Raw genomic sequence first — 13,368 nt, forward strand, 5'->3', positions numbered from 1 at the left:
ACATCTTTATGAAAATACGAACGAAAAAATATTGATAATGCTTTACTTTTGTCGAATAAAGAATTAAAAATCAGATATAAGATGAAACGAATAACGAATGTGTCACTATTATTTGGATTAGCTTCATTAATGCTGTTTAGCGCTTGCCAAAAGGATCTTTTACTTCTCGAAAAATCTATTGAAAAGGAGTTAGAAAGAGGCATTGAATCAGGATTCGACGGCATTATTATTTATGTCAATCAAGCTGGCAAGTCCTCATTATACAGTGCTGGTTGGAAAAACAGAGCACAACAAATACCAGCAGATCCTCATGCCTTATTTAAAATTGCAAGCATTAGTAAACTTTACGAAGCGGCGGCGGTTTCAAAATTAGTGGCATCAGGACAATTATCACTAGAAAGTACGCTGTCAGAACTTATTCCAGAAGTTGATGGTAAAATAGAAAACGCAGATAAAATAACACTAAAGATGATGTTAGGGCATCGGAGCGGTATTCCTGACTTTATTTACCAACCTGATTTTGAAAATAGTGATCCCAACGAATCGTATTTAACCACCGCAGCACTTATATTTAATCAATCAGCTGATTTTAAACCCGATAAAAAATACGGTTATTCAAATACCAACTATCTTTTAATAGGGGAGATTATGGATAGAACTTTAGACTATCCTCATCATGATTATATTAAAAACGAATTGCTTATTCCGAACGGATTAACCAATACATACAGTCTTTATTCTGAGGTTGATTCGAATGAAGTGATGAGTGGTTATTACAAGGGATATGATCCCGATTTGAAATCTGATTTATATACCCGTCCAGGAGGTTCTATGGTGGCAACAGCTGAAGATGTTGGGCAATTTTTGCGTTATTTAATTGATGGTACTTTGTTCAATGAAAATGAGCAAAAAATTTATTCTTCCATTTACGAATACGAACATACAGGATGGTCACCAGGCTATACCAGTATAGCTCGATATAATAGTGATGTAGACGCTATTGTAATTCAGTTTGTAAGTACTGGTCATAATAGTTTATTTTGGTCCGAATTAGAAGGCATGTATGGAAGAATAAATAAAATTATAGAGAAAGAAAACTAAAGACATGAAGCATTTATTAATTACGATCCTTATTGGGTTAATGGCATTAGCTGGTAAAGCACAAAACGAAACCACAGCAAGTAAGTTTGGCTTTGCAATAAATTCGAGTATTAGTGGTGAAATTTATCCTATTCGATTGGTTCCAAGTATAACTTACTTGAAGAATAAAAGTCAAATAGAGCTAGGTTTTGGTATACACCCTTTCATCAGAAAAGACCAGCATATTTTCAGTGGAGAATTCAATTATAAATATTTCCCGAATGGAACCGAGAAGAAATTCAATCTATACCTCATTGCCAACTTTTCCTATATCCATAATCCACGCAAAACTTTTTATCCTTCAACCTACAACTACTTTTTCTTGAATGGAGGTTATGGATTTCAATTAAGTCCTTTCAAAAACGCCTATATGGGAACCAATATGACTGTTGGAACATTCACCTATAGTAAGCAGTCTGAGATTCCTTATAAAAGTTTTATTAAGAAGGATTTCTTTGATGAATTCGGTTTTAATCTGGCTTTTCAGTTTAATATTGGGTACCGATTTTAAATCATTAGCTTTTGCTTGAAGTACCAAATTAATCAATAATACTATTCAAAATAAATGCTTCAATTTTTAAATTCTGTTCAGGATTTTGCACGTGTTTAGCATCTTGAAGGAGTTCCGTATGGTTTAATGATGGGAATATTTTTTTTACTCGTTTAAGCATTTTCTTACCGGGGAAAAGGATATCATTTGAAGCCGCAAAGATGTTTATTGACGTCTTTATTCGTTTAGCATGTTTAGTTTTAATGGTAGGAACTGGTGTGAAGTCCATTTTAAAATGGAGAAAGACTTTTGATAAATAATCAATTGCGAACTGATCTCTTTCAGTAAATACTTCAGCTAAAAATTGCTCCACATATTTCGTTTTTTGCGTACGCATGTATCGTTTCATAGGAATAAAAACCTTGAATAAGGCACGCAAGGGATTCCCATTTACTATATATGCCGGAGCAGATAAAAACACTTCTTTTATTTTACTTTCATCATATTCGAGTGTTTTAAGAATGATGAGACCCCCAAATGAAAAGCCGGCCATTGTGACGTTTTCCAATTTAAAATGAGCAATGATTTCGTTGATCCATCGTCCATAAGAGTTATCTTTCATACTCAATATTTTACCTTCACTTTTGTTCGGCTGCGCTAAAACATCAACAGCGTAAACGTGGAATGATTGATTCAAGTTAGGATAAGTTTCAAAGGAAAGCGGTGCACATCCATTTGATCCATGAATTAACAAAATAGGTGGTTTATTTTCATCCCCACTAATAAGGATGTTTGTTTCTCCGAAAGTGGTGGTAATAGATGTAGATTCAACATCGATCTTCAAATCAGATAATTTCTGCTCATATAGAGCTAGTATTTTGTCTCTGCCGTTTTCAGTTTTAAAAAGTGACTTCATTCTATTTTCAATTAATTTATTTTTCTTTTATTCACCAAGTCATAACTTTACAGTTAATCCCTATTTGAGACATTAGTTTGATAATTTTTTTTTCACTAATAGATGCTTTCGTTTCTAATCGCAATACCTTATCTACATCCTCTATATCCACCGTCCATTGTAAGATCGATTGCTGATTGTCAAATATCGGTTTTAATTGGTTCAACTTTTCGTCATTCTCAATATTTGTTTTAAAAACTAAGACGTTACTTTCTTTTAAAAATCTAAATCTCATATTACGTAGTTTTTATGCCCTTAATCAATAACCAAAGTACAATGGCAATCTCCCCGAAAAAAGTAAATTCGCTGAAAGCAAATCCTAAGTTTATATCTAAAAAGTAGATAAAACTATCTGCTAAATATCCAAAGCATGCGATATATAATAACACGCCTATCATCTTAGGTATAAATCCAGATTTATAGACCAAATATCCCATTGGAAATAACCATATTCCCCAGAAAATCTGAGCTATATTCACCCCATATTTATGAAGATTTAGGAAAAGAGAAACTTGTTTTGCATCACCTAAAGATTCCAATACAGCTAAGTGATTCACTTCATTCAACATAGCGATAGGTACCGCTACTAAAATTGAGATTACCATAAATTGTGCAGCTTGTTTATGTACCGAGTTTAGTAATTGATATAATGCCAAAACTGTAAAAATTTGGATAATCTGGGTGACTAAGGCGCAAACTATACTTAATCTGAAGGTAAAAATGTCATCAGTAATATTTCGGATGGTTGCAGCCATATCTCCAGGCGCTACGAATTGCATGGGTATATATAAGATTCCAAATACCCCAAAAGGAATTAATAAAAAGTAAAAGAATCCTGCAAGTCTTGCTATTTTTTTTGTTGGTCTCATTTAGTGGAGTTTTTAAAATTATATTTGTAAGCGGCTCCTAATAAAATCCCTATAGACATATAAAGAGCTAGATTATCAGTAAATACTCCTATAACTACGCCAATAAGTAAGCCGATTGATAAAGAACGAGAAGTTGGGTTTTTCATATTTTTATAATTGATTATGACTTAGTTTGCTGCATACGAATCACTACATTACCTCTTTTTCGACCAGTATCTACATATCGATGCGCTTCTTGTATTTGGTTAAATGAATACATTTTATCAATTACGGGACGTAACTTATTTTCAGACAACATTTCTTTAACCTTTTTTAAATCACGTATTTGAATATCCTTTTTACGCAACCCTGTCGCAGCAAATTTTAATTTCTTGTGACTAAATGGAGAGACAAAAAGCATGGTTAGTAAAGTTTTCATAGTCAATACTGGGGTAAGAAAAACACCCTTTACTTGCATGTGTTTTTTTGTTTTAGCATAGGAAAATTTACCTACGGTGTCGAATACCACATCAAATGTCACCGTACTTTTATCCAGTTCGTTTTTAGTATAATCGTAAACATTGTCAGCGCCAAGCTCTAGAACTAGCGACCTGTTTTTTCCGCTACATACTGCAGTTACTTCTGCTCCAAACTCTTTTGCCAATTGAATTGCCGCTGTTCCGATACTACCAGAAGCTCCATTAATCAATACTTTTTGTCCTTTTTTTATTTGTACTTGATCTGTAAAAAAAGCCAAAGCCGTACATGCTCCATCTACAATACCTGTAGCTTCTACAGCACTTACATTATTGGGTTGATGTACTATTATTGCGTCATCGGGTAAACAAATATATTCTGCATAAGCTCCGCAATTCAAACCCGTTTCGGCAATTACTTTATCCCCTTTTTTAAATCTTGTAACATCTTTACCAACTGCTTCAATAATGCCAGCGAGATCTGTTCCTGGAGTTTTGACTTTTGGTTTTGTTATTCCTGTAAACAAACGACCAAAATAAGGAGTGCCTTCACGCATCATACCACTTGCCCTTGTTATGGAAGTAGCTTCTATTTTAATTAATATTTCATTTAATTTTGGACTAGGCTTTTCTATATTTCTAATTTCTAAGACCTCCGGTCCACCATAAGCATTTACTACAACTGATTTCATAAGATTTAATTTAGATTTAGTCATTTATTTCGATAAGGATTTAAGTATTATTTATTCACCGTAGATTTGCCGCCTTTTAACAGCATCCACAAGGCAAAACCAATTTCACCAACAATCATAAAAATCATAAAAATTGATTCGATAGTAGCTACAAAAGCAACAGGATTAGGGACTAATAGTATGCCAATATATTGGACCATATAACCAATCCCCGCTAAAATTAATAGCGTCTTGATAAGGATGATTAACCATTTTCGGCCGCCTTCATTCTTATATGTTAATCCGAGAACGATAAGATGCAATCCAAATACGATCAATCCCCAACCCCAAATACTATTAAAGGCATTCAAAAAATTATAACTCTGAATAACTGACCCTGTTGTTTGAGCCAAGACTAAAGCTGATGTTGCTGCTATTAAAAAGAGGGTATAAACTAGACGTAATATGCCACTTAATCCTGCAAGCTTCGATTGATCAAATTTTCTATCTTCCTTATCTTTTTTTGCTGTTTCAGGTGCGTCATTTCTATAATATTTATACACACCTAGCGATACAAGTAAATCAAGTATGATAATACCTAACCAACCAAATAAAGAGCCTATAAATTTACCTGAATTTGCAGCTAAATTTGCGCCGGTACTAACAGGATTACCGAGTACGAATATGCTAGTGAATGTAGGAAAAGAAAAGGCTGCAATAATTGCCATGAGGAGTAGAGACGCTCCAATAATCATCGCAAGTTGACGCTTTGTAAATTTATTCGCTTTTTTTCTTTGCGCATTTTTGGTCACTTTAGCCTCCTTATTTTTGTGAACCTTAGGAGCAATTTTAATTTTTCTTAAAATTTGTTCATCTTTCAGATCAGAACTGACATTTACTTGAATAGATTTATCTTTTAATTTCTGAGTTTCTACTCCGTCCTTATGACCTTCAATAATCTTGTTTTCAGTATTTATTTCAATTGGACTATTCTCTATCGGTTTATACTCTTTTAAAGTATCGCTATGAATTTCTTCTTTTAATTCCTCTACAAATCGAGTCTTTTTTAAGGGGGTATTCTCCCGCTTAGTTTTGCCCATTTTAAAATTAGTAGAAACATGAAAACCTGGTCTGTATCGCCTTTTTTGGAAAGAAATTGAACAGGACGTAAAAATCATTGTTAGCATCAGTACCAGTAAAAGAAACTTTGTGTGAATGAACTTTTTCATTTTATTTTTTTATTAAATGAGTTGTTTCTATTTAGCATCAATTATTTTTTAATTGATGTATAAACCAACTCGATTACGGCACAAAGATATGGGCATGATATGGCCTAGAAGTTCGGGTTTACAAACAGCTGTTCGGTTTTATAAATCCGAACTTAATTCGTATGATATAATGGATAAAGGGGGAGTGGGGTATTGGTTTGAACTAGTTCTTTAAGAATTGCTTAGGTGTTTGACCAGTTTCTTTTTTAAAATAGGTATTAAAAACAGTTTTTGAGTTAAAACCACTGTCATAAGCCATTCCAATTAAAGTTAAATGGGCATTATTTGGGTCTTTAGCCAGCTCTTTAAATTTCTGAATGCGGTAAGCATTAATAAATTCGTTGAAGCTTTTACCAATATGCTCATTGAGTAACCAAGAAAGTTGGTTGGGGTGAATACCTATTTGATCAGCTAGTATTCGAAGGGATAAACTTGGGTCTAAATAAGTTTCAGCTGTAGTTATGTGGTCTAATAACTTCACTTTATACTCTTGCGTTGTCGATTCATCTAATAAAGCCTTTTTTTGTTTTTTTATGGACGAATTAATTGCTTTAGAGAAAATAATATCATGGTATTTTTTATACCTTTTATCTGACCTGAGGGAGTCGGCAATAGGATCGGCATATCGCAACATAAGTAAAGTAGACTTCGATTGCATACTTTTTTCTACCCAATTAAATGCGGTTTCAATATTCCCCATAAAAGCATGTATCATAAAAAGAAATGAATCCGCAGCGAATCCATCAGGAGATTGCGCCATCTCTTCTAGTTGACCCATATATCTCGAAATATTTTCTTGATCTTGTATTCCAGCATAACCCAGTGCTACTGCGCCAATTTTTTCGCCTTCAGGCACTTCAAAATCAATATGGTCAAAGTAAGAAATAACCTCTTCAAAGCGGCCTAGTTTTAATAAACATAAACATTTGATTGAATGTGATGGTATGTTTTTAGGATTCACTTCAAGGCATTCATTTAATTGATTTAAAGACTTGGTAAAATCCGATGTCATATAATCAAAATAGGCACTAAAGAATAGGGTTTCTTGTGAAAGGGGGTCAATACCCAAAGCGATATCAAGATGTTCTTTCGCTTTCTCAATATCTCCCGACAATACATAGAGAAAGGACAGAAATTGTTGAGATTCGACATAGTTGGGTTTTAATTGTATCGACTTTTTAGCATGCGCTAATGCATCAGTATAATTCGAGTCCGTGAAAAAAGAACTATTCGTTTTTTGGTAATAAGCCTCAGGATTATTTGGATCAAGTTTTAAAGTCTTTTCCACCAACTCATTCGATTTTTCCCAAGCCTCCACAAATGACATCATTCCGGTCATGGCCATAAAGCTGTATACATCTGCCAACCCAATCAAAGAATTCACATGATTGGGATCCAGCGCAATTCCTTTTAAATAGTAATCCTCAGCAATTTTTATATCCTCTGCACTCCATTTATTCTTATGGAATTTTGCCATCAATGAATATTCGTAGGCGTTGATATTGTTGGTTTGTTTAAAAACCAAATGATCTTCCATTTCGAAATGACCGAAGTTCTCTCGAATCTTATCGGCTATTAATAAACTTACTTCATCCTGAATTTCGAAAATATTCTCCAGTTTTCGATCCCATGTTTCTGACCAAAAGTGAAAATCATCTTCAGCTTGAATTAATTGAGCAGTAATTCGAATGATATCTCCAGATATTCGAGCACTTCCCTCAAGTATTATGCTAACACCTAAGGTGTCAGATATTTTAGAAATTGGAATGTCTTTGTTCTTAAAATAAAAGGATGAGGTTCTTGATGTCACTTTTAGAGATCCAATTTTTGCCAATGCATTGATGATCTCTTCAGTGATACCGTCACAGAAGTATTCATTTTCATCATTAGAACTCATGTTCTTGAATGGCAATACTGCTATGGATAAATCTGAAGTCAAACTTAAGGTTCTTAAGCAAAAATAAAACTTAATCGTGAAAATCTGTAGAAAACGTGGGAATACTTAGATATATTTTGGCAATGGAAACGAGGGATATTCTAAATAGCTACAACTTTCATAGTGTCAGCGAAATGTAAATCTATCCCTTCATTAAGGGGGGTGACTTGTTGTAAAATTTCTAATTCAAAAACAAGGCTAAGCCCATACCAACAGAAAACAAATTATTGTACATGGTTTGATTTCTTCCAATTGACCGTTCAGCATAGAGGGTGAACTTCAAGTTTTCTATATAATAATCTATCCCAAAACGGAGTTCAAAATAACTTCTAGAAGTAATTGTATTAAATAGGTAAGGTGAATAATCCGTATAATAGTCTTCTGTTTCCGCTTCATTGCGGTATTTATAATTGTAATAATCTACTTTCGTAAATACTCCCTTATCCGTATCTTCTTCAGAAGTAACATGGCCTTTCCATTCGCTTGCTTCGCTATTTTTAGGATCATTTTTGCCATCTACTTGTCCTGTGTTGTAATCATGAAAATCTTGCAATAATTCGCTGTCGTTAATTCCGCCCGATTCAGTAATGAATTTACCGTTAAACCATAAATTATAATTTATTCCTACATGAATTCCTAAGCGACTAATATTGTTAATTTGCATTTGGGTATATGCATTGAGGCCCAAAGATAATTCGTGGAAATTCTCTTGATAAACTACCTTCTTTGTTTGAATGGTTGTTTCTTCATTGATCGTTTCTGCTATAGTTTCATATCCTCGAATACCATAGGTATGGTTTTGATAACCAGCGTTCAGATCTATTGAAAACAATTCATGTGGATTTACCCTTAGAAATGCACTTAATTTTGGAGACTTTACAATTGAATTGATATTTCCCCAATCCAAAAACACGGTTGTTACCAAATCCACAGTCTGCAATTCATCATCTATTACACGTTGTTCATCATCTATTTTTTCAAGGTATAAATAATCTAATACATCCTTCGATTCGTCAAACAATATGCCCGCTAAATAATTATCTTCCTTCTGAATCAAACTATCACTATATTTTGAAATGTCATCCTTATCGTCCAATTCAAAATCATCAATTGCCGACCAACCAGAATTGTGCAAATTGGGAAAATTAATTGCCACTCCAAATTGGAACAGTTTTGGTTTTTGTCGATATCTACCAATTACTAGAGGATCTAGGACATTCTTTTTATCCGGACTAATAGATTGATTAAAGTTTTGGTTAAATAAAGTGTAATTTAAGCTTACGCCAGCAGACGCTATATTTTTGATGAGTTGCGATTTATTTGTATTTGTTTGCGTACTTTGATAACCTCCATAGATATTATCGTTAAGCGCATTATGTTTACCAAAAACGGGATTGGGAAAAAATGAAAAATCTAGTCCAATCCTGATGTTTTGTTTTTCTATACCCAAGTTAAAAAATGGGGCAAAAAGCATAGCATTAAGTTTTGGCATTGCTTCCAGAATATGATGAGTATAGGCTACTTTTTTATTTTCGTATAAAAGCCCTTGATAAGATTCAAGCGTACTGCGTGTATAGAAATCAAATCCTGCACCATAATAAAAAGTAATAGCTCCCCTTTTATTTAAAGCAGAACCAAAGGAGAAGGTTAGTCTATTGTATTGAACTCTTTCAAAGCTTTCAAAGTCATACGATTTTTCTTTCAGTATATCTTCCCTATATGCGTCCTCGATATCATCTAAATCACCTGCAGGGGGATTATCGTTCAATTTTTCTTGTACAGCTGTTTCAACAGCATAGTTAGTAGGTGTTGTCGAACCAGTAATACCTAATCGCCATGTTTCGTAACCATAATTTAATTGAATCCAATAATTTTTTTTTGCAGTATATCTGATGTAAATCGGAAAACTTAGACCATTTGTTAATTTTACACTGTTTTGATCAGTATGCATTACCAAGGTATCAGTATTGGTGGTGAGAATATAAAAGTTAAAAGCCTCATTATTTTCTACCCAATGATTGCTAGCTCTACCACCTACACCTAAGCTTAAGTTCTGTCCAATCGCTATACTGGACAAACAAACCAATACTGATAAGGTTAATCGTCTTACCATAAAACAAAATTATTTTTTATATTTTCTTTCCTCAATATAGGATTTTGATTGCCATCTGACAACGCAGAAACTGTCTCACGTAAATATACCTGTAATTCCATGACACGAATTTGTTTGTCGTCATTAAGGTCCGCTTCTGTTTTTAGTAGAGCGTTTTTAAGCACATAAGTAAACAGCCCGTTGCCCCATTTATCACCTTCCAAGGCGTATTCAATACCTGAGGAGGAAGATAAAATATTGGTTCCCTTGCTCACCCTTAAGTCGGCAAATAATAATTTCGATAATTCAAAAATACCCATATCACCATATCCATCAATAGCCGCGGCTTGTGTACTTCTGAACTGTATTTCGTCCTGTCTTTCAATCCTATTTGTATCCACCTTAATACTGGTTTTGTCAATTTCTCCACTAAAGCAAGCATCAATCATCATCAACTTATTTCGACACTCCATTTTTTCAAAAAGTTGTTCTAATTCATCAAATGGCAAACCTAAGTCATTCGGTGCATTAAAATCCATGTTATGGGTCGCCAAATAATAATTAAATTCCTCATCTAAAACGCCATGACCAGCATAATAAAATAAGATGACATCATTGATAGTAGCTTGATGTAAAAAATTAGCGATTGATGATTTTTTGTCTAGCGTAAAATCAGCATTATACAACTCCATGCTAAAAACTCGGTCATAAGGTTTTCCTTTTGATAAGAGTGAGGCAATTTCTTGGGCATCCTTTTGCGCAAACTTGAGGTTAAAGTCGGGGTTCAAATATTCACTGACACCTATGGAGAGTATGTAAAGGTTAGGCTTATCAAAATTTTTCTCACAAGTTATAATTTTCTTTTTTCGTAGGGAGCGTATACCCTTATCGTTGACACAATAAAACTCTATTTGATTAATTCCTGCACTTAAGATTAGATTTAATTCTGTTTTGTAATTGGAACGAGGATGTTTTAAAGTGAACTGTTTTTCAATACCATTAATCAAATAAGAGTAGGCAATTATATCACCATCTGCATCTCTCATTGAAAGCGAAAAATTAATGGAGTCTTTTTTAGTGCTATAATCTCCATTATAGTCCACTAGCATTTCTGGTAATTTATCTGAAACATTAAGTTCGTTCACTAAAACACCTAATTTATCTAGCCTTTTTAAATAGGCTTTTTTATGATCTGAAATTTCTGTACTATCAAAAAAGTGTAAGTCTTCCATTACTTCATTGGGACGATTATAATATAAATCGTACTGTTCGTAACCATAAAGTTTTCCATTATTTACAAAGCCAATATTCTCTAATATTTCCTTAGATGCAAAATAAAAATTATCCTTATTTAAATAGAAAAAGCTGTACTGACCGGCAAGATATAAAACAGCTACATATTCTCCCAATTTATCCCAAAATCGAATACTGCCATCCTGCGAAAAAGAAAGAATAATTTCATAATTGGATAAATATCTTAAACCAGTAATTGGTGCACTATGCTTGGTAGGATATTTTAATTTGTTTTGATCGTTCATAAATGAGTACTCATTTGAATCTAGCGAATACGATTCACCATGGAAATGGTACTTTGTATGTTGGTCATGATAATCTTCAAACACAAAAGCTTTTTGTTCCTTAAAATTTTTATTTACTAGTCCGTTTAACGCAGGATCTCTTATTTTTTGAGACAGTGTTATTTCATTCTTGCTTAAATTCCAAATACCCTTCATCTTTTCAGCCTTTTTTAATAAACTTGACTTAATGTGATGTCGATTTGTTTTTAATACGGTAAAGTATACAGTTTCTACCTCCATACTGTCAATGGATAGAATGCTATAATTCTCCCCGTTTTGCTCTTGAATTTCATCTAATTTTATAGAATTACTTTTAAGTTGATTATTCGGAAAATTCATGTAACGAATTACCCCATCTGAGTATCCAATAATTACCTCGTCATCAAAAACCTGAAGGTCTAAAATACTGGCGGCTCCTCCTTTTAAAATATTGTTGAGTTTATAATTTTCGGTGTCGTATAAATATATTACACCTTTAGTGTTTGCTAAGGCTAGCCATTTGCTGTCATCGCTATAGTTTAAAGCTGAAATAGCTATACCATTCATACCAATACTGGTACGGATTTTATTGGTTTTTACTTCTAACACATTGGTAAATCCAAAAGCAGTTCCTATGGCTATAGTGCCTTTCTTTGCAGCCATATCCGTCACATAATTCAAATCATCATTAAGGTTGAATATATGCTTCTTAGCGTTCGCGTGATTGTAATAAATTAAAGCCCCTTTTGTAGTTGCCATTAGCAATAAGTCGTCACTATAAATAGCTTTATGAATGTTACCCACAAAATAATGATGAAACAGAAGCGGTTCAATAATATTGATTGTGACCGCATAATTATCTTTCGGTCCTGTAACGACGACTTCATTATTCGATTTTCGATAATCTACACTATTAAACAAACCTTTTGATTTGTAATTTGTTGAAGTTAAACGATTGTTAAGTAGGTCGTAAAAATGAACATTTCGCCCAACCACACACAGTCTATGACTGTCAATTACTGCGAAAGCTTGAATAGAATCGGAATTGATGATTAACTGATTTATTGGACTCAAATTGGGTAGGGACCACATTTTTAAGTCGTTGTGTGTTCCTAGACTAATCAAAACCGAATCGTTCAAAAAGCCAATTTCCTTCAGTCCGTTTTTATGAGCCAAAACTTCAGTTCGTTGTAAACCCAAATGAATGTCCCACACGACAATTTTTCCGTCATCGGCGCAACTAATTAAATGTTGATTATCGGGATGAAATAAGAGTTCTTTAACCTTTGAATAGTGTCCGGTTTGAAAATTAGGGGCAGATTGTTGACTTTGCAATAAACATGGCAAACAACTAAAAAAGAATATAAATAACCAGTGAAATCTCATTTAGGTTTAAGTTGCCCAATTATTAACATAAATACGAAGCTAATTCAAAAGTACGCATAATTATTAAGGGGTATTTAACAAATGACTAGCGCTAAAGTGTAGGCTTAGTCTGGGAGATTTGTTAGGTTTTTTTGGGTGCGCATCGAGCTGACGCCGCATGCTCTATTGAAAGGACTAGTACCGGGATTAACTTTCACTACCTCATTTCATTCGGAAGTTCAATTCTAGTACTTTTTGAGAGCCTGCAAGAAAATATTTAGGAGTAAAGTTTTGTTAATTCTTAAGTTCTGTCAGCTAAACTGCGAACTGGATTTTTAATAGTGTTTCGCAACGAGCTGCTTCGTTGCTCTATTTTTCTAATTGACACCGGGATTAACTTTCACTTCCTCATTGCATTCGGATGTTCAAGTTGATCCCTGATGGACTACCAGCAAAGCATAGAAACCAATCCTTCTTGCAGAAGGCTTTTGGTTTTTTTGTTGTTCTCAATCTGAAGCAAGCTTCGATTGATGCCAACAAAAAAACCAAGCGATGCTCGCTTGGTTTCCTT

Annotated in this window: 10 protein-coding genes; 2 read left to right on the forward strand and 8 right to left on the reverse strand. The window is 33.8% G+C overall.

The annotated features are described in order from the left end of the window. The first annotated feature begins 81 nt into the window (after nucleotides 1–81). Together T367_RS21905 and T367_RS0109070 are read left to right on the forward strand one after the other, a co-directional pair. Nucleotides 82–1,101 (forward strand): serine hydrolase domain-containing protein, encoded by a 1,020-nt coding sequence (locus T367_RS21905; RefSeq protein ID WP_035843096.1) that lies wholly within the window; start codon nucleotides 82–84, stop codon nucleotides 1,099–1,101. Nucleotides 1,102–1,105: 4 nt separating this feature from the next. Further along, complete coding sequence (locus T367_RS0109070) at nucleotides 1,106–1,651, forward strand: hypothetical protein (protein ID WP_157454178.1); 546 nt, start codon at nucleotides 1,106–1,108, stop codon at nucleotides 1,649–1,651. Nucleotides 1,652–1,679: 28 nt separating this feature from the next. Here T367_RS0109070 and T367_RS0109075 read toward each other — a convergent pair whose 3' ends face one another. From T367_RS0109075 to T367_RS0109115, 8 genes are all read right to left on the reverse strand, one after another. Continuing rightward, complete coding sequence (locus tag T367_RS0109075) at nucleotides 1,680–2,546, reverse strand: alpha/beta fold hydrolase (RefSeq protein WP_027419565.1); 867 nt, start codon at nucleotides 2,544–2,546, stop codon at nucleotides 1,680–1,682. 31 nt (nucleotides 2,547–2,577) lie between these two features. Next, entirely contained in the window at nucleotides 2,578–2,820 is a 243-nt protein-coding gene (locus tag T367_RS0109080; protein ID WP_027419566.1) for a hypothetical protein, read from the reverse strand. Between the two features lies 1 nt (nucleotide 2,821). Beyond that, nucleotides 2,822–3,454, reverse strand: coding sequence for a DUF4386 domain-containing protein (locus tag T367_RS21910; protein ID WP_051568462.1), 633 nt, complete (start codon nucleotides 3,452–3,454; stop codon nucleotides 2,822–2,824). A 160-nt stretch (nucleotides 3,455–3,614) separates the two neighbouring features. Next, complete coding sequence (locus tag T367_RS0109090) at nucleotides 3,615–4,601, reverse strand: NAD(P)-dependent alcohol dehydrogenase (protein ID WP_027419567.1); 987 nt, start codon at nucleotides 4,599–4,601, stop codon at nucleotides 3,615–3,617. 47 nt (nucleotides 4,602–4,648) lie between these two features. Then, nucleotides 4,649–5,680 carry a DUF4386 domain-containing protein gene (locus T367_RS23850; protein ID WP_051568463.1) on the reverse strand — a complete coding sequence of 344 codons (1,032 nt, stop codon included), beginning with the start codon at nucleotides 5,678–5,680 and terminating at the stop codon, nucleotides 4,649–4,651. 331 nt (nucleotides 5,681–6,011) lie between these two features. Continuing rightward, complete coding sequence (locus tag T367_RS0109105; protein WP_027419568.1) at nucleotides 6,012–7,787, reverse strand: helix-turn-helix domain-containing protein; 1,776 nt, start codon at nucleotides 7,785–7,787, stop codon at nucleotides 6,012–6,014. A 178-nt stretch (nucleotides 7,788–7,965) separates the two neighbouring features. Further along, nucleotides 7,966–9,897: a hypothetical protein gene (locus T367_RS0109110; RefSeq protein WP_027419569.1), complete on the reverse strand. Its 1,932-nt coding sequence runs from the start codon at nucleotides 9,895–9,897 to the stop codon at nucleotides 7,966–7,968. Further along, on the reverse strand, nucleotides 9,891–12,818 hold the full coding sequence (locus T367_RS0109115) for a caspase family protein (protein WP_027419570.1): 2,928 nt from the start codon (nucleotides 12,816–12,818) through the stop codon (nucleotides 9,891–9,893). Before T367_RS0109115 ends, T367_RS0109110 begins: the two co-directional genes overlap by 7 nt. Nucleotides 12,819–13,368 lie beyond the last annotated feature (550 nt).

It is taken from the genome of Crocinitomix catalasitica ATCC 23190 (assembly GCF_000621625.1).
In the GTDB taxonomy this organism is placed as follows: Bacteria; Bacteroidota; Bacteroidia; order Flavobacteriales_D; family Crocinitomicaceae; genus Crocinitomix; species Crocinitomix catalasitica.

Coding starts and splice junctions, on each gene's coding strand:
- T367_RS21905 (WP_035843096.1), top strand. CDS start 82: ATGAAACGAATAACGAATGTGTCACTATTATTTGGATTAGCTTCATTA.
- T367_RS0109070 (WP_157454178.1), top strand. CDS start 1,106: ATGAAGCATTTATTAATTACGATCCTTATTGGGTTAATGGCATTAGCT.
- T367_RS0109075 (WP_027419565.1), bottom strand. CDS start 2,546: ATGAAGTCACTTTTTAAAACTGAAAACGGCAGAGACAAAATACTAGCT.
- T367_RS0109080 (WP_027419566.1), bottom strand. CDS start 2,820: ATGAGATTTAGATTTTTAAAAGAAAGTAACGTCTTAGTTTTTAAAACA.
- T367_RS21910 (WP_051568462.1), bottom strand. CDS start 3,454: ATGAGACCAACAAAAAAAATAGCAAGACTTGCAGGATTCTTTTACTTT.
- T367_RS0109090 (WP_027419567.1), bottom strand. CDS start 4,601: ATGAAATCAGTTGTAGTAAATGCTTATGGTGGACCGGAGGTCTTAGAA.
- T367_RS23850 (WP_051568463.1), bottom strand. CDS start 5,680: ATGGGCAAAACTAAGCGGGAGAATACCCCCTTAAAAAAGACTCGATTT.
- T367_RS0109110 (WP_027419569.1), bottom strand. CDS start 9,897: ATGGTAAGACGATTAACCTTATCAGTATTGGTTTGTTTGTCCAGTATA.
- T367_RS0109115 (WP_027419570.1), bottom strand. CDS start 12,818: ATGAGATTTCACTGGTTATTTATATTCTTTTTTAGTTGTTTGCCATGT.